Here is a 20,502-nt window from a genome sequence, read left to right on the forward strand (position 1 = left end):
CGCAATGGGCGCATGCCGTTCTTCACATCAGGCCATGCGGGGCGGATGCGCCCCGCGCCCCTTAGTGGCAGGGGAAGCCGAGCAGATGACGGCCGTCATGCACGAATTCATGCACGTAATGGCCAGAAACGAGCGAGGTCGCGCCCTGCTCCGCGCCAACGAAGTAGATCAGCAGCGAGGCCAGAACCAGCCCGAACACGCCCCACGGCAGCAGGTCGCGCACGGGAATGGCAACCGGCGGGGCGACAATATTGGCGGACAGGACGGATGTGTCTTGGCTCATGCTGAAAACTCCATGGATCATGCTCGATCCGGAGCAGTATGGCATGACAGGGCGGCTTGCAATGCCCTTGCCGTGTAACCGGATCAGCCGCCATGCTTTCAAAATCAACCGGCAAGGTCAATCATCCATTGCTCGCCCCACCCTTTCGGGCCACGCAGGGCAGCATGAACCAGACCCTGACCTGCATCGCCCTGCCTGCGCCTGATGAGTTGCGCCGGGGCGTCATTCCGGCACGCGATGCTGCCCCCATCCTGCCCGCAGGCTTCATGGCCCGCCTGCCGTCGGCCGATCGCCTTTTTGTGCCACCGCCCCTGAACAAGACCATCGGAACCGATGCCTGCGAGGCCGTGCCCGCCCTGCAGGCGGCCGATATGGGGGCGTGGCACGGGCTTTCGCTCAAGGTTCTCCCCCCTGCCGACCTCACCCGCTGGGTGGGAGATGCCGGTTTCGCGCCACCGGGGGGTGAAAGCCGCGACTCGCTGCTGCGCCGCGCTGGCACATGGCTGGCCGCACTCCCCGCAATGCCAGCGCGCATGCTGGTGCTGGCCGATGCCACGGTCATCCGCGCGCTTGCCATCGCGGCCCTCGGCGGTGACGGCGCCATGATGGCGCGGCTCGATATCGCCCCCCTCACCCGCACGGTGCTGACCCGCCACGCCACATGGCGTCTGGCCACCAGCGGCGCGCCCCGGCCCTGAGGGCACGGGCTGGCATGCGGCTTTGACAGCGCGGACCGCAATCGGCTAAATCCGCCCCTGATGGTTCCCCCACAGGGAGAATAGGGAAGACGGTGCGCCACTCGGCAATGCCGTCGCTGCCCCCGCAACTGTAAGTGGTCGAATCCGGCCCGGTGCGTGCACCGGTCCCGCCACTGGTCCCTGAGGGACCGGGAAGGCCGCCGGATATTGAGGGTGTGGCCCGCCACGCCCTTCGCCACAAGCCAGGAGACCTGCCATCCCCGCCCGCGCGGGACAGATGACCGTTTCGATCGCATGGCTGGCGGGGTGCCCGGCACGCGACTGGCCACCACCTGGCAATCTGCTGCCGGGCGGGGCATGACCGCGCACCCCGCTTTTTGTGCTGCCCGCCCGGCAGCGCCGCGAAAGGGCACGGACCAGATGACCACTTCCCCCCAGCCAGACACGGCACCACCGCCCGTGCACCTGCATGTGTGCGTAACCTGCCGCCGCGGCCTGCCCGCATCGGACAACCCGCAGGGCAGGCAGTTGCACGATGCCATGCAGGCACTGGCCAAAGGCGATCCCGACATTGTGGTGCATGAAGTCGCCTGCCTTGCCGCGTGCAACGACGGCTGCACCGCCGTTATCGCGACACCGGGCAAATGGGGCTGGCTACTGGCCAATCTCGGCCCGGAAAAGGCCGATGACCTGCTGACCTACACCAAAGCGTACGCCGCCTCGGCCAAAGGCACCGTCATGCCTTCGCGCAGGCCCGCAAGCCTGTCGGACATGGTGCGCGGCCGCTTTCCCGCATCCCTCTTTTCCGGAGTCTGACCGCCATGAACACGTCCGCCACGGCCCGCGCCAAAGTGCCCGTTACCGTCATCACCGGCTTTCTGGGCGCAGGCAAGACCACGCTGCTGCGCCACGTGCTGGCCAATGCGAAAGGCAAGCGCATTGCCATCGTGGTCAATGAATTCGGCACGCTGGGCATCGATGGCGACACGCTGCGCGCCTGCGGCGTGGAAGGCTGCACCGACGAGGATATTGTCGAACTGACCAATGGCTGCCTGTGCTGCACCGTGGCGGACGACTTCCTGCCCACCATGGAAGCCCTGCTCGACCGCGCGACCCCGCCCGACCATATCGTGATCGAGACCTCCGGCCTCGCCCTGCCCAAGCCGCTGCTCAAGGCGTTCGGCTGGCCCACCATCCGCACGCGCATGACCGTTGACGGCGTGGTGACCGTGGTCGATGGCCCCGCCGTGGAAGCCGGCCGCTTTGCCGATGACCCCGAGGAAGTCGCCCGCCAGCAGGCCGCCGACCCCTCGCTCGACCACGACAACCCCCTGGCCGAGGTGTACGAGGACCAGCTCCTGTGCGCGGACCTGATCATGCTCAACAAGACCGACCTCATGACGCCCGCGCAGGCCGATGCGGTCGAGGCCGCGATCCGCGCCGAGATCCCGCGCGCGGTGAAGGTGGTGCGCGCCACCGACGGGCAGGTTGACCCCGCCGTGCTGCTCGGCCTCGATGCGGCGGCGGAAGATGACCTTGCCGCCCGCCCCTCCCACCATGATGCCGAGGGCGGCGAGCACGAGCATGATGATTTCGAGAGCTTCGTGCTGCCCATCCCCGAGCAGGACAGCGTGGAGGGCTTCATCACCCGCCTGCAAAAACTGGCCGAACAGCACGACATCCTGCGCATGAAGGGCTACGCCACCGTGCGCGGCAAGGCCATGCGGCTGGCCGTGCAGGGGGTTGGCAGCCGCTTTCGCCACCAGTTCGACCAGCCCGTGCCCAAGGATGGCCCGCGAACCGGCACCCTTGTGGTGATCGGCCAGAAGGGGCTGGACCAGGCCGCCATTGCAGCGGCCCTGGCACTGGCGTAAGGCAAACGGCAGACGGGGGGCCGAATCATGCACCTGCTGGCACGCGAGGTCCGCACGCTCGATGAGGCCGATCAGGCCGAAGACCTCGGCCACGCCCCGGCTGATATCGTGTTCCTGTCCTTTTCGGACAGTGACCTGCTATGCCTCAACGCCGCCCATGCGGCAGGGGCCGCGCCCGATGCCAGCCTGCGCACCGCAACGCTGTCCCGCCTGCGCCACCCCATGTCGATCGACCTGTATGTGGCCGACACCATCATGGAGTCGCGCTGCGTGGTGGTGCGGCTGCTTGGCGGGCTGGAATACTGGCGCTACGGCGTGGAGGAACTCAGCCGCGCGTGCCAGCAGGCGGACATCCCGCTGGTGCTGCTGGCAGGCGACGGGCGCGACGACCCGCGCCTGGCCGAACGCTCCACCGTGACAGAGGCCATCCGCACCCGGCTCGACACCCTGCTGCGCACGGGTGGGGCCACCAACACCGCCACCGCCCTGCGGCTCATGGCCCATATTGCAGGGCGCGGGCCGGATGATGGCGCAGGCCCCGAACCCCTGCCACCGGCAGGCGTGCTGCATGCGGCCAATCCTGCCCTACCCTTTCGCGCCATGGTGGTGTTCTACCGCGCCCATCTGCTGGCTGCCGATATAGCCCCCATCACGGCACTTGCCGCTGAACTGGAGCAACGCGGCATGGGGGCGGAGCTTGTTTATGTCTCCTCCCTCAAGAACCCGGAATCGGCGGCCTTTGTCGCGGCACGGCTGGCGGATATGCCGCCCGATGTCATCATGAACGCCACCTTCTTTTCCGCGCGCGGGGCGGCGGACAGCCCCTCACCGCTGGATATGCCGGGCGTGCCGGTGCTGCAGGTGCAGCAGCCCGGCATTGCCCACGGCCTGTGGCGCGACAGTGTGCGCGGCCTGTCGCAGGCCGACCTTGCCATGCAGGTGGTGCTGCCTGAACTCGATGGTCGCATTCCCGCCTTCCCCATCTCCTTCAAGGAGGACACCACCCCCGGCCTGCCTGCCCGCCACGTGCCCTACACGCAGGGCATTGCGCTCACCGCCGCCCGCGCGCTGGGCTGGGCGCGGCTGGGGCATGAGCTACCTGCCCAGCGGCGGGTGGGCATCATCCTGTCCGACTATCCCGGCGCGCAGGGTGCGCCCACCGGGCAGGCCGCCCATGCCGTGGGGCTGGACAGTTTTGCAAGCCTTGAACACATCCTGACCCTGCTCCACGCGGCGGGCTATGACACGGGTGACATACCCACGGCGGACCAACTGGCACATACGCTGGCCCGCGCGCCTGCCACCGCGTTTGTATCGGTTGCGACCTATCGTGCGTGGCTTGAGGCCCTGCCGCAGGCATTGCGCGACCAGCTTGCCGCCTGCTGGGGCGCGCCAGAGGATGACCCCTGCGTGCGCGATGGCCGTTTCACCCTGCGCCACCTGCACGCAGGCCACATCCTGATGGCGCTGCAACCCGACCGGGGCACCACAACCGACCGCCACGGCGGCTACCATGACCCCGACACCCCACCGCGCCATGCCTATGTGGCCTTCTACCTGTGGCTGCGCCACGGCTGCGGGCTGGACGCCATGGTGCATCTGGGCACGCATGGCACGCTGGAATGGCTGCCGGGCAAGGCGGCAGCCCCTTCGGCCACGTGCTGGCCCTCGGTGCTGGTAGGGGGCATGCCGGTGATCTATCCCTTCATCGTCAACAACCCCGGCGAGGCAGCCGCCGCGCGGCGCAGGCTGGGCGCCGTGACCATTGGCCACATGACACCGCCCATCGCGGCAGTAAGCAGCGCAGGGGCCGATACGGGCGAACTCGAACGCCTGATTGATGAATATGCCGCAGCCGACGGGCTCGACCGCAGGCGGGGCGCCATCCTGCGTGGCGAGATCCTGCAACGCGCGGATGATCTGGGCCTGCTTGATGAAGGCGGCATTGCCCGCGCCGATAACGAGGATGAAGCCCTCGCCCAGCTTGACGCCTATCTGTGCGATGTAAAAGACCTCCAGATCCGCGACGGGCTGCATGTCTTTGGCCGCCCCCCCACCCGGACAGTGGAACTGGCCCATGCCATCGCCCGCGCCTGTGGCGACAGCGCGCCCGCCGACCTGCCCACCCGCCTGCACGCCTGCGGCGCGGCGGAGGCAGCCGCCCTGCTCGCAGCCCTTGATGGGCGGTTCGTGCCCGCAGGCCCGGCAGGTGCGCCCACCCGTGGCCGCGCCGACGTGCTGCCCACGGGGCGCAACCTGTACGCCATGGACCCCCGCGCCATTCCCACCCGCTCGGCGCTGGTGCTGGCCGAGCGCACGGCAGCCCTGTTGCTGGAGGAACACCTGCAGGACCAGGGCGAGCCGCTGCGCGCGCTGGTGATCGACCTGTGGGGCTCGGCCAGCCTGCGCACGGGCGGCGAGGACCTGGCGCTGGCCCTGCTGCTGATGGGCGTAAGGCCGGTATGGGATGGCGCATCGGGGCGCGTAAGCGGCATCGAGGTCATTCCCATGGCAGCGCTCGACCGCCCGCGCGTGGATGTGACGCTGCGCCTGTCCGGCCTGTTCCGCGATGCCTTTCCCGGCCAGATCGCGCTGTTCGAGCAGGCGGTGCAGGCCATTGCCGCCCGCACGTTCGAAGCCCCCGACCTCAACCCGCTGGCCGCCAGCACCGCAGGGCTTGAAGGGGCGGCACGGCATACCGCCACCGCCCGCATGTTTGGCACAGCCCCCGGCAGCTACGGCACGGGGGTGGAAGACGTGCTGGCCAGCGGCCAGTGGCATGAACGTGACGGGCTGGGGCAGGCATGGCTGAATGGCTCGGCCTGGACCTATGGCGGCGGGCGCGAGGGCCAGCAGGCGCCAGACATTCTGGCCGGGCGCATGGCGCAGGCGGGCGTGCTGCTGCATGTGCAGGACCATGCCGAAACCGATATTCTGGAAAGCGTGGACATGGCCACGCATGAAGGCGGCATGGCCGCCGCTGCCCACCTGCTGGGCAATACGCCCCGCCTCGTGCATGGCGATACCTCCCGCCCCGAGGCCCCCCGCCTGCGCGGCACGGTGCACGAAGTAGCCCGCGTGGTGCGCGGGCGGCTGGCAAACCCGGTCTGGCTTGCGGGCATGCGCCGCCACGGCTACCGGGGGGCAGCCGAGATCGCACGCGGCGTAGAGGCGCTGCACGGCTTTGCCGCCACCGTGCCCGCGCGCTTTGACCGACAGTTTGATCTCGCCTTCAGCCGCCTGCTCGATGACCCGGAGATGGACGCCTTCTTGCTTGAAGCCAACCCCGATGCCCACGCCACCATCCGCCGCCTCATGGCCGATGCCCTGCGCCGCGACCTGTGGCGGCCACGGCGCAACAGCGCTGGCATGTTGCTGGACCCCGCGCCATGACCACGGCACCGTCCGTGCGCGGCTGGTGCCCCGGCCTGCACACCCCCATGGAGGCCGCCGATGGCTGGCTGGTGCGCGTGCGCCCGCCGCTTGGCCGCCTGTCCGCCCCGCAGGCCCGCATCGTGGCCCGTGCCGCACGCACGCATGGCAACGGGCTGATTGAACTGACCAGCCGGGGCAACCTGCAACTGCGCGGCCTGACACCGGACAGTGCGCGCGCCTTTGCCCGCGACATGGCTGAAGCGGGCCTTGCCAGCGCCGATGCCGCAACCGAGGCGCGACGCGCGCTGCTGATTTCGCCCCTTGCAGGCATCGACCCGCAGGCGGCACCCGATGCCCCCGCCATCATCGAGGCACTTGATGCCGCACTCGCCGGGGCCGAAACCCTGCGCGGCCTGCCCGCCAAGTTCGCAATCGCGGTGGAGTGCAGGGGGTATGTGCCCGCAGGCAGCCTGCGGGCCGATATTATGGTCCGGGCAGGCAGGGATGGCTGGCTGGTCCTCTGCGGCACGCGCGCCCTGCCCTGTGCCGCGCAGGATGTGCCGCCCGCCGTGCTGGCCCTTGCCCGTGCGCTGGCCGATATGGGCGGCCAGCCCCGCCCGCTGCGCAATCCGGCCCTTGGCGCGCAGGCCTTTGCCCGGATCGGGCGACTGGCCGCCACACGCGCCGCAACCACGCCCGCCCACGCGCCCGCCTGTCTGGCCGGGCCGCTGCCCGGTGGCGCGATGGGGCTGGTCCTGCCGCCCGGCCCCATTGGCGCCGATCTGCTTGCGGACGTAGCGCAATGGGCCGAACAGTCTGGCAATGGCCAGATGCGCGTGGCCCCCATGCGCGCCCTTGTTATTGAAGACTGCGCCACGGCTCCGCCCCTGCCTGGCCTGATCACGCAGGCAGATGACCCGCGCCTGCGCATCAGCGCGTGCATCGGCGCGCGCGGCTGTGGCTGTGCTGCGCGGGACGTGATTGCCGATGCCACCATGCTGGCCCCGGACCTGCCAGCCGGGGCCACGCTGCATGTGTCAGGCTGCCCCAAGGGCTGCGCCCATCCGGGGCCAGCCGACATCACGCTGGTGGCACAAGTGGATGGCTATGGCCTGTGCCCGCATGGCCGGGCGGCTGATACGCCTGTAGACAACGGGCTTTCGCTGGCACAGATACAGCACATCGTGCGGGACTGGCCCCGCAACCTGACCACGCCACGGAACGGGAGAACCCAACCGGCATGACCGCGCAAACGGAACCGTACGACTACATTCACGACGGGGCGGCGATCTATGCCCGTTCCTTTGCCATCATCCGTGAAGAAGCCGATCTGAGCGGCCTGACCAAGGCCGAGGCCCGCGTGGTGGTGCGCATCATCCACGCCTGCGGCATGGTGGATGTGGCGCAAGCCGTGCGCATGTCGCCCGATTTCGTGGCCAGCGCGCAGGCGGCGCTGCGGGCGGGCAAGCCCATATTGTGCGATGCCAACATGGTCGCCCATGGCGTCACGCGCGCGCGCCTGCCAGCCGATAACCCGGTCATCTGCACCCTGCGCGACCCGCGCACGCCAGAAATTGCGAAGCAGATCGGCAATACCCGCTCGGCCGCCGCGATGGATCTGTGGGGCCATGACCTCGCCGGCGCCGTGGTGGCCATTGGCAATGCGCCGACCGCCCTGTTCCACCTGCTGGAGATGATCCGCGCAGGCGCGCCCCGCCCGGCCGCCGTAATTGGCATGCCGGTAGGCTTTGTGGGTGCCGCCGAATCGAAGGAAGCGCTGGCCGAATTCGGTGACCTGCCCTTCATCATCGTGCGTGGCAGGCTGGGCGGCAGCGCCATGGCGGCGGCCACCGTCAACGCGCTGGCGAGTGACACGGAATGAGTGCCGGCCGCCTGTCCATCCTTGGCATGGGACCGGGTAACCCCGAACTCATGACCCTCAAGGCCGCGCGCCTGCTGCGCGAAAGCCCGGTGGTGGGCTGGTTCTGCCGCCACGACCGCCCCGGGCATGCCCGCCAGATTGCAGGCGACATGATTGGCCCCGACGCCACCACGCTGCGCTTCGCCTACCCCTTCACCACCGAGATTGCGGTCAGCGACCCGGCGTACCTCATGCGCATGGGCCAGTTCTATGATGAATGCGCAGCCCGGGTCGCAACGCACCTTGAGGCCGGGCACGACGTGGCGCTTTTGTGCGAGGGCGACCCGTTCCTGTTCGGCTCGGCGATGTATGTGTTCGACCGGCTGCATGAGCGCTTCGAGAGCACGGTGGTGCCCGGCATCACCGCCATGAGCGGCTGCTGGTCAGCCGCGCAGCGCCCGATGGTGCATGGTGATGACGTGCTGTGCGTCATCCCCGGCACGCTGGATGAGGAAGCGCTGGTGGCGTGGCTGGAAAAGGCCGATGCCGCCGTCATCATGAAGCTGGGCCGCAACCTTGAAAAAGTACGCGCCGCCCTGCGCCGCACGGGGCGCGAGGAACGCGCGATCTATGTGGAACGCGCCAGCCAGCCCACCCAGCGCTGCCTGAAACTGACCGAGATGACGGGGCCTGCCCCCTATTTCTCCATCATCCTCGTGCCGGGGCGGGAGGATGCGCGATGAGCGGCCGCATATTCGTCGTGGGCCTTGGCCCGGGTGCCGCGGACCAGCGCACGCCCCAGGCCGATGCCGCACTCGCGCAGGCTACCGACCTGATTGGCTATGCCCCCTATGTGGCCCGCGTGCAGGCAGGCCCCGACGTGGTGCGCCATGCCAGTGACAACCGCGTGGAGCTTGAACGCGCCCGGCATGCCATTGAACTGGCACTGGCAGGGCGCACGGTCGCGGTCGTGTCGGGTGGGGATGCGGGCGTGTTTGGCATGGCGAGTGCCGTGTTCGAGGCGATTGACCACGGCCCCATTGCATGGCGGGGGGTGGAGGTTACGGTCATTCCCGGCGTGTCTGCCGTGCTGGCCGCCGCCGCCCGGCTGGGCGCGCCGCTGGGCGGGGATTTCTGCGTCATTTCACTGTCTGACAACCTCAAGCCGCAGGAAGTGGTGCATAAAAGGCTGGCGGCGGCGGCGGAGGCAGGGCTGGTGATGGCGCTGTACAATCCGCGCTCGAAAGCCCGCCCGCACCAGTTGGGCGAGGCGTTTGCCCTGCTGCGCACCATCCTGCCCGGCACCGTGCCGGTCGCTTTTGCCCGCGCCATTGGCCGCCCGGATGAGCGCGTGATCCTGACCGATATTGCCCATGCCAACCCCGAACAGGTGGATATGAGCACGCTGGTGCTGATTGGCTGCCCGCTCACCCACACCATTGCGCGCGCAGACGGGGAAAAATGGCTCTACACCGCGCGGCGGGTAGAAAAAACAGAATAAAAGTTTTTGGGTGCCGCCTTTTTTCAAAAAGGCGGCGTCTTTTCGAAGCTTTTTGAAAAAAGCTTCACCAAAAACTTCTTATGATTCCAGGGTTTTTCGTGAGCAGGTTTTCCACATCATTCCGACAGGCCTTCCAGCCACATCATGGCAGCAGTGGCATCCGCCACCGTCTCGGCCGGGGCCACGGGGGGGCGATCGACCATAATCACGTCAATGCCCAGCCTGCGGGCCGCCGCGAGCTTGGCTGCGGTTGCCGTGCCACCGGAATTCTTGGTCACGATCACATCAATCCGTTCCCGGTGCAAAAGCGCTTCCTCGCCCGCTTCATCAAACGGGCCACGGGCCAGCAGCAGCCGCGTGCCTGCAGGCAGCAGGGCCGGGTCGGGCGCATCCACGCAGCGCAGCAGCCAGTCATGCGGCCCCGCGTGGTGAAAGGGCAGCAGATCCTTGCGCCCCACGGTCAGCAGCACGCGGCGGGGTGTGGTGCCCAGCGCGCGGGCTGCGGCCTGCATGTCGGGCACGCGGGTCCAGCGATCGCCCGCCACGGGTGCCCAGCCGGGGCGTTCCACGCGCAGCAACTTCACATGGGCCTGCGCGCAGGCGGCCACCGCATGGTGGCTCATCTGCACGGCAAAGGGGTGGGTGGCATCAATCACCGCTTCGACATGATGGGCCACAAGCCACGCCCGCAGGCCATCCACGCCGCCAAAGCCGCCAATGCGCACGTCAAGCGCGGGCAGGACCGGCGCGCGGGTAACACCTGCGAGCGAGACGGTGACCGCAAAGCGGTCCGTGCGCTGCTCCAGCGCCGCGTAAAGCTGTCGGGCCTCCGTCGTGCCGCCCAGAACCAGAACCCGCATCTTTTCCTTCCTGCTGCTTGTAAGGCCACACCATGAGCACGCCATGGCTGCATGTTATCGGCATTGGGGAGGACGGTGTCGAGGGCCTGCCCGCCGCCACCCGTGCCCTGGTTGCGGGGGCGGAACTCGTGGTGGGGGGCGCGCGCCACCTTGCCCTGGCAAACACCCTGATAACAGGTCAGACGCTGGCCTGGCCGCACCCGCTGGCCGATGGCATTGCCACAGTGCTGCGCTGGCGGGGCAGGCGCGTGTGCGTGCTGGCCTCTGGCGATCCGTTCCTGTTTGGCATTGGCACCACGCTGCGCCGCCATGTGGAACTGGCCGAGATGATGAGCCTGCCCGCGCCATCATGCGTGGCGCTGGCGTGCAACCTGATGGGCTGGGCGGAGCAGGATGTGAGCGTGCTCTCGCTGTGTGGCCGCCCGATGGAGGCCGTGGCCCCTGCCCTTCAGCCCGGTGGTAGGCTGGTCGTGCTCTCGGCGGATGAACACACGCCCCACGCCTTTGCCCGCTGGCTCGATGCGCGCGGCTTTGGTGCCTCCGTGCTGCATGTGCTGGGTGCGCTGGGCGGGTCAAGGCAGAGCCACCACACCGCCACGGTGGCCGAGACCGCCCGCGCTGAAGGGGCATTGCCACCCCGGCTGAACCTGATGGCGCTGGAGGTCGTGGCTGACCGGGATGCGCAGGTCATTCCGCTTGCCTGCGGCCTGCCTGATGACATGTTCGACCATGACGGACAGATCACCAAGCGCGAGATCCGGGCCGTCACCCTCTCGGCCCTTGCGCCACGGCGGGGCGAGATGCTGTGGGATATAGGCGGCGGCTCAGGCTCGATCAGCATTGAATGGATGCTGCGCCACCCGGCCAACCGCGCCATCGCCATTGAAAAATCAGCCGAGCGCGGCGCACGGATTGCCCATAACGCGCTCACCCTTGGCGTGCCCGGCCTGCGCGTGATGGCGGGCGAGGCCCCGGCCATTTTGCCCCGCATGGAGGCCGAAGGGCTGGATGCGCCCGATGCCATTTTCATTGGCGGTGGCATCAGCAACCCCGGCATGCTGGAGGCCGCATGGCAGGCCCTGCGCCCCGGCGGGCGGCTGGTGGCCAATGCCGTAACGCTGGAAAGCGAGGCTGCGGTGATGGCCGCCCACGCCCGCCGGGGCGGCACGCTTACGCGCCTGCATGTGGAGCGGCTGGAGCCGATCGGGCGCTTTCACGGCTTTCGCCCCGGCATGACCGTGACCAGCTACACCGTGGGCAAACCGGCATGATCGTGGCCGGTCTGGGCCTGCGCAGCGGGTGCGATGCGCAGGCACTCATTGCCCTCGTGCTGGCCGCACAGGAACGCTGCGGCAGGCAGGCGGACCTTGTGGCCGTGCCCGCCTTCCGCTACCGCGAGGCCGGCGTGCAGGCCGCAGCCCGTCATATGGGGCTGGCGCTGCGGGTGGTCACGCATGATGAACTGCTGGCCGCCCAGCCGCGCTGCATCACCCGTTCTGCCCGCGCGCAGGCTGCCATAGGCGTGGCCTCGGTGGCGGAAGGCTGCGCGCTGGCGGCGGCAGGGCCGCACTCAAGGCTGATCGTGCCGCGCCTGACGGGCAGCGGTGCAACATGTGCCATGGCACAGGGAGAGGATGAATGACCGTACACTTCATTGGCGCAGGCCCCGGTGCCGCCGACCTGCTGACCCTGCGCGGGCGCGACCTGCTGGCAAAATGCCCGGTATGCCTGTACGCAGGCTCGATCGTGCCGACCGAGATGCTCGCACACTGCCCGCCCGATGCACGGCTGGTTGATACCGCGCCGCTCACGCTCGACCTGATCGAGCAGGAATATATCCGCGCCCATGCGGCAGGCCAGGATGTGGCGCGGCTGCATTCGGGCGATCTATCGGTGTACAGCGCCGTGGCCGAGCAGATCCGCAGGCTCGACCGCAACAATATTCCATGGACCATGACCCCTGGCGTGCCCGCCTTTGCCGCCGCCGCCTCGGTGCTGGGGCGCGAACTGACGGTGCCGGAAGTGGCCCAGAGCGTGGTGCTGACGCGCGTGAGCGGCCGGGCCTCGGCCATGCCGGAGCGCGAGAAGCTGGCCGCCTTTGGGGCTACGGGGGCCACGCTGGCCATCCACCTGGCCATTCATGTGCTGGACCGGATCGTGGCCGACCTGACCCCGTTTTATGGCGCGGACTGCCCCGTGGCCATCGTGGCGCGCGCCACCTGGCCCGACCAGCTCGTTCTGCGCGGCACGCTGGGCGACATCTGTGAAAAACTGGCTGCGAACCCCATCGAGCGCACGGCTCTTGTTCTGGTGGGCCGGGCGCTGGGCACCCATGACTTCCGTGAAAGCGCGCTGTACAACGCCGATTACCACCGCCGCTTCCGCTCCTGAAGCAGGCAAGACCTGTTGGAGAAGTAATAAAAGTTTTTGGTGAAGCTTTTTTCAAAAATCTTCAAAGAGCGCCGCCTTTTTAAAAACAGGCGGTGTTCGAAAACTTTTATACTTTTCAGCCGGTAACCGGATGCGGACCATGCCGGGCCACCAGCGTGCCCGCGCGGTCGAACAGCAGCACATCCAGCGCGCAGGGCGTGCCCGCCAGCACATCGCCCGCCGTCTGCCACGCGCCCCGCGCGACTGCCGGGCCAAGGGGGTGACCTGCCTCGGCAGCCAGCGCGAAAGCAGCGGCAACGGAATGGGCCCGCGCAATCGCCCCCGTCAGGGCATCCGGTGCGCCAATACCCTGCGCAAGAGCCGCCAACCGGCCCATATCCGCCTGCCCCCGGCGTGAATGCAGGTCAAGAAACCCCTGCGCCAGCTTGGTCATCTTGGCCACGCCGCCGCCAATCGTCACCCGCGCGACAGGGTGGCGGCGCAGGTATTTGAGCAGGCCGCCGGCAAAATCGCCCATCTCCAGCATGGCTTCCTCCGGCAGGTCATACAGCGCGCGGGTGGCGCGTTCCGACACATCGCCCGTACAGCCCGCCACATGCGGCAGGCCCAGCGCGCGCGCCACGTCCACGCCACGATGGATGCTGTCGATCCACGCGGCGCAGGAAAACGGCACCACGATGCCCGTCGTGCCCAGAATCGACAGGCCACCCACAATGCCCAGCCGACCATTGAGCGTGTGCCGCGCCATCTCCTCGCCGCCCGCGATCGAGATGATCACCTCCGCATCGGGTTCGTGGCCGTCCGCGCCGGTCAGGGCCGTGCGGATCATGCGGCGGGGCACGGGGTTTATGGCAGGCTCGCCCGGCGGTATGGGCAGGCCCGGCAGGGTCACGGTGCCCACGCCGGGGCCTGCGCGAAACACCACACCGCTGCCCGACGCGCCACGGCGCACATCCACGCGCACATGCGCGCCGTGGGTTACGTCCGGATCATCGCCCGCATCCTTCACCACCTCCGCCCACGCGCCATCCGGCCCCAGACCATGGGCCGCCAGCGCAAAGGCCACGCTCTGCCCGGCGGGGAGCGTGATGGTGACCGGGTCGGGAAAGCCCTGCCCGCACAGGGCTGCCCACGCAGCCTTCGCGGCGGCGGTGGCGCAACTGCCGGTCGTCCATCCCCGCCGCAGGCTGGTATGGGTATGCTCCATCGGGATGACCTTCTCGTCCAACAGGGGTAAGGGTGGCATCGCTCGCCACGCTTTAGCAGGAACGCACATGATGACACGAGGGCTGATGATCGCCGCCCCCCGCTCGGGCGGAGGCAAGACCACGCTCACACTCGCCCTGCTGGCCGCCCTGCGCCGCAGGGGTGTTGCCGTGCGCGGCGCCAAGACCGGGCCGGACTATATCGACCCCGCCTTCCATGAAGCCCTGACCGGGCGCACCAGCCTCAACCTTGATAGCTGGGCCATGCCCCCGGGCCTGCTCGATGGCGTGATGGCACAGGCGCAGGCAGGCTGCGACGTGCTGGTGGCCGAAGCCTCGATGGGCCTGTTCGACGGGTTGATGGGGCCTGCGGGCGGGCGCGGGGCGCCTGCGGATATCGCGGCCCGCTACGGCCTGCCGGTGCTGCTGGTGCTCGACATTTCAGGCCAGGGCCAGTCAGCCGCCGCTACCGCGCTGGGCTTTGCCACGCTGGACCCGGCGGTGAAAATCGCGGGCGTGATCCTCAACCGCGTCGGCTCCCCCCGCCATGCCGCCATGGCCACACAGGCCATGGAAGCGATCGGCCTGCCGGTGCTTGGCGCGTTCGGGCGCGATACGCAGCTTGAGCTGCCCGAGCGCCATCTGGGGCTGGTGCAGGCACGCGAGCATGGCGGCCTTGATGCCCTGGCCGAACGACTGGCCACCCAGGCCGAGCGCGACCTTGATCTTGACGCCATACTGGCCTGCACCACGCCACCCCGCCTGCCCGCGCCCGCCAGCAGCCTGTGCGCCGTGCCACCACCGGGGCAGCGGATTGCGGTGGCCGATGATGCCGCGTTCTCGTTCCTGTATGCCCATATCATCGCGGGCTGGCGGCAGGCGGGAGCGGAACTGCATCCCTTCTCCCCCCTTGCCGATGAAGGCCCGGGCGAAGACTGCGATGCCTGCTGGCTGCCCGGCGGCTACCCTGAACTACATGCGGGCCGTCTGGCCGCATGTGGGAATTTTCGCACCACGCTGGCCCGTTTCGCCCGCACCCGGCCCGTGCATGGGGAATGCGGGGGCTTCATGGTGCTGGGCGAGAGCCTGACCGACAAGGCGGGCGAGACCCACCGCATGACCGGCCTGCTCGGCCATGCCACGTCCTTTGCCAAACGCCGCATGAACCTTGGCTACCGCAGCGCCACATTGCGCGAAGGCTGCGCCATAGGCCCTGCGGGCACCGTGCTGCGCGGGCATGAATTCCACTACGCCACGGTCACTGACCCCGGCCGGGACACACCCCTTGCCGACATGACCGATGGCTACGGCGTGGACCGGGGCACGGGCGGGGCGCGGCGGGGGCATGTTTCAGGCACGTTCTTCCATGTGCTTTCTACGCTGGAGGATGCAGCCTGAGGACAGGGCGATCTGGCTGGCCTGCCCGCCATGACGCGGCTCGCACGCACAGCCGCACCCCACGCAACCCCTGCGCTGCCAACATATCGGCACCAGCGATAACGCAGGCATCGGGGCAAACGTGATGGACAATATTCCCGGTAGTATTTAATAATAATTATCACTTACTTTTACTATCCGGATTGTTTCTGTCTATGCGACTGAATGACCTGCCACGCGGAACCGACGCCGTGATCGACAGCGTTGATGATAACGGCAGCCCCGACCCCGTGGCCGCGCGCCTGCGCGAGCTGGGCTTCGTGCCGGGCGAGGCGGTGCGCATCGTGGCCACGGCGCCGCTCGGTGGCGACCCGCTGGCCGTGCGCATTGGCTTCACCCGCTTTGCCCTGCGCCGCACCGAAGCGCAGCGCGTGCGCGTGCATGTGGCGAAAGGGGCGGCATGACCCCGCTCAACATCGCCCTGGTCGGCAACCCGAACTGCGGCAAGACGGCGTTATTCAACCTGCTGACCGGCAGCAGGCAGAAAGTGGCCAACTACGCTGGCGCTACCGTGGAGCGCAAGGAAGGCTGGTTCACAACGCCAGCGGGCCGCAGCGTGCGCCTGCTCGACCTGCCCGGCGCCTACAGCCTCAACGCCACCAGCCCCGATGAGGCGGTGACGCGCGACGTATGCGCGGGCACCTATCGCGGCGAGACCGCACCCGACCTGCTGGTGTGCGTGGCCGATGCCACCAACCTGCGCCTGCACCTGCGCTTCGTGCTGGAAATGCGCAGCCTTGGCCGCCCCGTGGTGCTGGCGCTGAACATGATCGACGCAGCCCAGCGCAACGGCATGGAAATCGACCTGCCGCGCCTGCAGGCGGAACTGGGCATGCCCGTCGTGCCCACGGTGGGCATAAAGCGCAACGGCGCGCGCGACCTGCTGGCCCGGCTTGATGGCGTGCCGCCCCCCGTGCCCACGCCCCTGCCGCCGGGCACCGACCTGCACGCCATGGTGCGCCAGATCCTGGCGGACTGCGTGACCCATGCCACCCCGCTGTCGGACCGGATGGAGGAGCGGCTCGACCGCTGGGTGCTGCACCCGGTCTGGGGGCCGGTGATCCTGCTCGTGCTGCTGTTCCTCATGTTCCAGGCGGTCTTTGCCTGGGCGCAGCCGCTCATGGATGGCATTGACGCGGGCATGGGCCAGTTGGGCGAACAGGTGGGCCGCCTGCTGCCAGATGGCGTGCTGCGCAGCCTGATCGTGGATGGCGTGATCGCGGGGGCGGGCAGCGTGGTGACCTTCCTGCCGCAGATCCTGATCCTGTTCTTATGGATCCTGGCGCTGGAGGAATCGGGCTACCTGCCGCGCGCGGCCTTCCTGCTCGACCGGCTGATGTCGGTTGCGGGCCTGAGCGGGCGCTCGTTCATTCCGCTACTGTCAAGCTTTGCCTGCGCGGTGCCGGGCATCATGGCCACCCGCACCATCCAGAACCCGCGCGACCGGCTGGTGACCATTCTCGTCGCCCCGCTCATGACCTGCTCGGCCCGGCTGCCGATCTATACGCTGCTGATCGGGGCGTTCATCCCGCACCGCAACGTGGCGGGCTTCATGAACCTGCAGGGGCTGGTGCTGTTCGGGCTTTACGCGCTGGGCATCATGTCAGCACTGGTGGTGGCGCGCATCATGCGCTGGCGCAACCCCGACCGGCGCGAAGCCACCCTGCTGATGGAACTGCCCGCCTACCGCCTGCCCAACCCGCGCGATCTGGCGCTGGGGCTGTGGGAGCGCGCGCGCATCTTCCTCATGCGCGTGGGCACGACCATCGTCTCGCTGACGGTACTGCTGTGGGGGCTTTCCAGCTTTCCCAAGCCGCCCGCGGGCGCTATCGGCCCTGCCATCGACTGGAGCCTGGCCGGGCGCATCGGGCACATCATGCTGCCCGTGTTCGCGCCGCTGGGCTTCAACTGGCAGATCTGTGTCGCCCTCATTCCCGGCCTTGCCGCACGTGAGGTGGCGGTGGGTGCGCTGGCCACGGTCTATTCGCTCGGCTCAGGGGCCGATACCGACCAGGCGGCCCTTCAGCTTGGCGGCCTGCTGCCCACGCACTGGAGCCTGCCCACCGCGCTTTCGCTGCTGGCATGGTACGTCTATGCCCCGCAATGCGTGGCAACCCTTGCCGTCATCCGGCGCGAGACCGGCTCATGGCGCGTGGTGGCGCTGACGGCGGGCTACCTGTTTGGCCTGGCCTACGGGGCGGCCTTCCTCACCTATCACATCGCGCGGATGTTCTGATGCACGTCGCAGGCTGGCTTCAGGCACTGGTGGCGGCAACGCTGGTCATGGCGTGCGCCGCCTACTGGCTGGGGCGGCTGTTCCCCCCGCTGGGGCAAAAAGGCTGGCAGGCCACGGCCGGGCTACTCCGCCGCCTCCATGCGCCGCAGGCCCTGATACGCCATGCGCAGACAAGGGCCCGCCCGCGCCCCAAGGGCGGATGTGGCGGCTGTTCAGGTTGCGCGGGCGGGGACTGCGGTCCAAAAAACTGACACGCATGAAATATGGCAATTTTGCGTGCGGGATGTGATGGATCAACCGCGCCGTGAATGCTATATGGACCCGTCCGTTACGGAAATTATTAGAAGACGGCCTTAATTCATATCAATGTGGTATAATGATTATCTTGAATAATATGTAATACGCCTATCACCATCCTATGATATTCCTGCGCCCGCCCCGCGCTGTCCCCGCCCGGACAGTGGTGCGTGGCGCCCTGCATTTCAGGCCGCCTTATTACTCCTGCCGCAGCCGCCCTGCCGGTAGCTGCCCCTTGTCCCTTTTGCGAGGTAACTCAATGTCAAAGCCCAACCTGAGCGCTGAAGTCCTGATTTCGGCACTGGAGCAGGCCATAGACGCAACCGTGATTATTGATGACAGGAATGAAGTCATCTTCTTCAATCAGGCTGCGTCGAACCTGTGGGGCCTCGACAAGAAAGACGTGCTGGGCAAGAACGTGAACGTGCTGGTGCCCACGCTGCATCGGGCCGGGCATGACGCCTTTGTCGAGCGCAGCCGGGGCAGCGAGCACAACCGCATTGTCGGCACATCGCGCGAGGTGGAGTTCACCCGCTCGGATGGGGAATATGTCTGCGGCGAACTTTCGCTGTCCAAGGTCGTGACCCATGACGGGCGCATCTTCTTCATGGGCGTGATGAAGAATGTCACCAATGAAAGCCAGCAGCGCAAGATCCTGATCCTGCAGAACGACGTGCTGCAGGCCCTTGCCAGCGACATGATGATCCAGGACGTGGCCGACCTCCTGTGCCGCCGGGTGGAAAGCTTCGTGCCCGGCACGGTGGCCGTGCTCATGCTGATTACACCCGACGGGCAGTTGCGCGTCCTGTCCAGCCCCACGCTGCCCAAGCGCTACCGTGCCTCGCTCGAGAGCCTGTATGTCTCGTCATCCGAACTCGAGAAGCTGCGCGTCGACCCCAAGCACGCCACCCGCATGGTGTGGGACAGCTACCGCTCGCTCGGCATCTCGCTGGGCCTGCAGCAGTGCTTCTGCACGCCGGTCAGCACGCGTTCGGGGCAGGTGAAGGGCATTTTCGCCCTCTATGCGCGTGAAGACCAGGGCCGCAACACCTGGCCGCAGCGCATTGTTGATTCGTGCATTCCCTTCTGCGCGCTGGCCTTTGAGCAGAATGCGACGCAGGAACATATCTCCCACCTTGCCAATTTTGACAGCCTGACCGGGCTGCTCAACCGCTCCTCGGTGCACAAGGTGATCGAGGGCATGATCAACAAGCAGGATGGCAACCGGCAGTTCGCCATCTTCATGCTCGATATCGACCGTTTCCGCGATATCAACGATGCGCTTGGCCATGTCTATGCCGACCAGTTCCTTATCGAGATTGCAGGGCGCATCCGCACCATCGCCAAGGAGGATTACGTGCTCAGCCGCTCCGGCGGCGATGAGTTCGTGGTGGTGGTGCCCAACTGCCCGCACAAGGAAGCCACCGCCTTTGCCGAGCAACTGCTCGCCACCATGACCATGCCCATGCAGATCGGCCAGAACACGCTGACCATTTCATGCTCGATCGGCATCAGCACCTACCCTGATAACGGGCCGGACAGCGAATCCCTGCTCAGCACCGCCGACGTGGCGCTGCGCCAGGCCAAGGAAGACGGGCGCGGCATCTTCCGCTTCGCCAATCTGGAAAAGAACCAGATTGCGCAGGATCGGCTGGTGCTCGGCTCGGCGCTGCGTGATTCACTGGCCAAGGGCATGCTCAACCTGCATTACCAGCCGCAGGTGCGCACCCATACGCTTGAACTCAGCGGTGTTGAGGCGCTGTCGCGCTGGCACCACCCGCATCTGGGCAACATCTTCCCCTCGCGCTTCATTGCCGTGGCGGAAGAGACCGGCCAGATCGAGGCCATTGGCCGCTGGTCGCTGCTCGAGGCCTGCCGCCAGATCGTGAAGTGGGACCGTGACGGCGTGCATGTGCCCACCGTGGCCGTGAACCTGTCTGCCGTGCATTTCCGCAATCGCGCGCTGCCCGAGCATATCGCGGCCCTGCTCAAGGACCATAACCTCAAGCCTTCGCGCCTGACGGTGGAAATCACCGAAAGCGTGATGATGGATAACAGCCGCGACACCGAGGAAGTGCTCCAGTCGATCCGCAATATCGGCTGCGGCCTGTCGATGGATGATTTCGGCACCGGCTACTCATCGCTGTCGCGGCTGACGCGCCTGCCGCTGACCGAGATCAAGATCGACCGCAGCTTCATCAACGATTTCGAGCACGACACCAATGCCCAGGCCGTGACCATGGCGGTGATCGGCATCGGCTCGCGGCTGGGCATGACGGTGGTGACCGAAGGCGTCGAGACCGAACAGCAGCGCGACCTGCTGGAAAAACTGAACTGCGACGTGATGCAGGGCTACCTGTTCGCCAAGCCGCTGGCACCTGGCGACTTCGAGAAATGGATGCGCCAGCACCAGACGATCCGCCAGATGCTGCCCGCCACGCAGGCTGCCAAAAGTGTTTCGCCAAAAAAGAAATCATCCTAAAT

Annotated in this window: 19 protein-coding genes and 1 riboswitch; of the genes, 16 read left to right on the forward strand and 3 right to left on the reverse strand. The window is 67.6% G+C overall.

What is annotated here, in order from left to right; genetic code table 11:
- Positions 1–61: 61 nt before the first annotated feature.
- A complete protein-coding gene (locus R5N89_RS12950) occupies positions 62–283 on the reverse strand; it encodes a CbtB domain-containing protein (RefSeq protein ID WP_110569826.1) in 222 nt (73 codons plus the stop codon).
- A gap of 92 nt (positions 284–375) precedes the next feature.
- On the opposite strand from R5N89_RS12950, the gene R5N89_RS12955 reads away from it, so the two are divergent.
- The 8 genes from R5N89_RS12955 (at position 376) to cobJ (ending at position 9,592) form a co-directional block, all read left to right on the forward strand.
- Positions 376–981, forward strand: a complete 606-nt coding sequence (locus R5N89_RS12955) for a histidine phosphatase family protein (protein WP_244192248.1) — start codon at positions 376–378, stop codon at positions 979–981.
- 44 nt (positions 982–1,025) lie between these two features.
- Positions 1,026–1,255, forward strand: a riboswitch (cobalamin riboswitch).
- A 146-nt stretch (positions 1,256–1,401) separates the two neighbouring features.
- Complete coding sequence (locus tag R5N89_RS12960; RefSeq protein WP_110569845.1) at positions 1,402–1,797, forward strand: DUF1636 domain-containing protein; 396 nt, start codon at positions 1,402–1,404, stop codon at positions 1,795–1,797.
- Positions 1,798–1,802: 5 nt separating this feature from the next.
- Complete coding sequence (cobW, locus tag R5N89_RS12965; protein WP_110569827.1) at positions 1,803–2,855, forward strand: cobalamin biosynthesis protein CobW; 1,053 nt, start codon at positions 1,803–1,805, stop codon at positions 2,853–2,855.
- A gap of 27 nt (positions 2,856–2,882) precedes the next feature.
- Positions 2,883–6,248 carry a cobaltochelatase subunit CobN gene (cobN, locus tag R5N89_RS12970; RefSeq protein ID WP_110569828.1) on the forward strand — a complete coding sequence of 1,122 codons (3,366 nt, stop codon included), beginning with the start codon at positions 2,883–2,885 and terminating at the stop codon, positions 6,246–6,248.
- Positions 6,245–7,474, forward strand: a complete 1,230-nt coding sequence (gene cobG, locus R5N89_RS12975) for a precorrin-3B synthase (RefSeq protein ID WP_110569846.1) — start codon at positions 6,245–6,247, stop codon at positions 7,472–7,474. The genes cobN and cobG overlap by 4 nt, the downstream gene beginning before the upstream one ends.
- Positions 7,471–8,112 (forward strand): precorrin-8X methylmutase, encoded by a 642-nt coding sequence (locus tag R5N89_RS12980; RefSeq protein WP_110569829.1) that lies wholly within the window; start codon positions 7,471–7,473, stop codon positions 8,110–8,112. The genes cobG and R5N89_RS12980 overlap by 4 nt, the downstream gene beginning before the upstream one ends.
- On the forward strand, positions 8,109–8,834 hold the full coding sequence (locus R5N89_RS12985) for a precorrin-2 C(20)-methyltransferase (RefSeq protein WP_110569830.1): 726 nt from the start codon (positions 8,109–8,111) through the stop codon (positions 8,832–8,834). Before R5N89_RS12980 ends, R5N89_RS12985 begins: the two co-directional genes overlap by 4 nt.
- Complete coding sequence (gene cobJ, locus R5N89_RS12990) at positions 8,831–9,592, forward strand: precorrin-3B C(17)-methyltransferase (RefSeq protein WP_110569831.1); 762 nt, start codon at positions 8,831–8,833, stop codon at positions 9,590–9,592. Before R5N89_RS12985 ends, cobJ begins: the two co-directional genes overlap by 4 nt.
- Positions 9,593–9,708: 116 nt before the next feature.
- Here cobJ and R5N89_RS12995 read toward each other — a convergent pair whose 3' ends face one another.
- Positions 9,709–10,452 (reverse strand): cobalt-precorrin-6A reductase, encoded by a 744-nt coding sequence (locus R5N89_RS12995; protein ID WP_110569832.1) that lies wholly within the window; start codon positions 10,450–10,452, stop codon positions 9,709–9,711.
- A gap of 32 nt (positions 10,453–10,484) precedes the next feature.
- Between R5N89_RS12995 and cbiE the strand changes: the two genes are divergently transcribed.
- From cbiE to cobM, 3 genes are read left to right on the forward strand one after another with little or no spacing between them, the layout of a single operon-like run.
- Positions 10,485–11,723 (forward strand): precorrin-6y C5,15-methyltransferase (decarboxylating) subunit CbiE, encoded by a 1,239-nt coding sequence (cbiE, locus tag R5N89_RS13000; protein WP_110569833.1) that lies wholly within the window; start codon positions 10,485–10,487, stop codon positions 11,721–11,723.
- The gene (locus R5N89_RS13005) at positions 11,720–12,094 is read left to right on the forward strand and encodes a cobalamin biosynthesis protein (RefSeq protein WP_110569834.1); all 375 of its coding nucleotides are present in this window, start codon (positions 11,720–11,722) and stop codon (positions 12,092–12,094) included. The genes cbiE and R5N89_RS13005 overlap by 4 nt, the downstream gene beginning before the upstream one ends.
- Complete coding sequence (gene cobM, locus R5N89_RS13010; protein WP_110569835.1) at positions 12,091–12,843, forward strand: precorrin-4 C(11)-methyltransferase; 753 nt, start codon at positions 12,091–12,093, stop codon at positions 12,841–12,843. The genes R5N89_RS13005 and cobM overlap by 4 nt, the downstream gene beginning before the upstream one ends.
- 115 nt (positions 12,844–12,958) lie before the next feature.
- On the opposite strand, the gene R5N89_RS13015 is transcribed toward cobM, so the two are convergent.
- Positions 12,959–14,050, reverse strand: a complete 1,092-nt coding sequence (locus tag R5N89_RS13015) for a cobalt-precorrin-5B (C(1))-methyltransferase (protein WP_110569847.1) — start codon at positions 14,048–14,050, stop codon at positions 12,959–12,961.
- 70 nt (positions 14,051–14,120) lie between these two features.
- Here R5N89_RS13015 and R5N89_RS13020 point away from each other — a divergent pair, with 70 nt between their 5' ends.
- From R5N89_RS13020 to R5N89_RS13040, 5 genes are all read left to right on the forward strand, one after another.
- Complete coding sequence (locus R5N89_RS13020; RefSeq protein WP_244192249.1) at positions 14,121–15,446, forward strand: cobyrinate a,c-diamide synthase; 1,326 nt, start codon at positions 14,121–14,123, stop codon at positions 15,444–15,446.
- Positions 15,447–15,640: 194 nt separating this feature from the next.
- On the forward strand, positions 15,641–15,889 hold the full coding sequence (locus R5N89_RS13025; RefSeq protein ID WP_110569837.1) for a FeoA family protein: 249 nt from the start codon (positions 15,641–15,643) through the stop codon (positions 15,887–15,889).
- Positions 15,886–17,721, forward strand: coding sequence for a ferrous iron transport protein B (feoB, locus tag R5N89_RS13030; RefSeq protein ID WP_110569838.1), 1,836 nt, complete (start codon positions 15,886–15,888; stop codon positions 17,719–17,721). The genes R5N89_RS13025 and feoB overlap by 4 nt, the downstream gene beginning before the upstream one ends.
- The gene (locus R5N89_RS13035) at positions 17,721–17,972 is read left to right on the forward strand and encodes a DUF6587 family protein (protein WP_110569839.1); all 252 of its coding nucleotides are present in this window, start codon (positions 17,721–17,723) and stop codon (positions 17,970–17,972) included. The genes feoB and R5N89_RS13035 overlap by 1 nt, the downstream gene beginning before the upstream one ends.
- Positions 17,973–18,277: 305 nt before the next feature.
- Positions 18,278–20,500: an EAL domain-containing protein gene (locus tag R5N89_RS13040; RefSeq protein ID WP_354680685.1), complete on the forward strand. Its 2,223-nt coding sequence runs from the start codon at positions 18,278–18,280 to the stop codon at positions 20,498–20,500.
- Positions 20,501–20,502 lie beyond the last annotated feature (2 nt).

This window comes from Komagataeibacter sucrofermentans DSM 15973 (assembly GCF_040581405.1).
GTDB classification, from domain to species: Bacteria; Pseudomonadota; Alphaproteobacteria; order Acetobacterales; family Acetobacteraceae; genus Komagataeibacter; species Komagataeibacter sucrofermentans.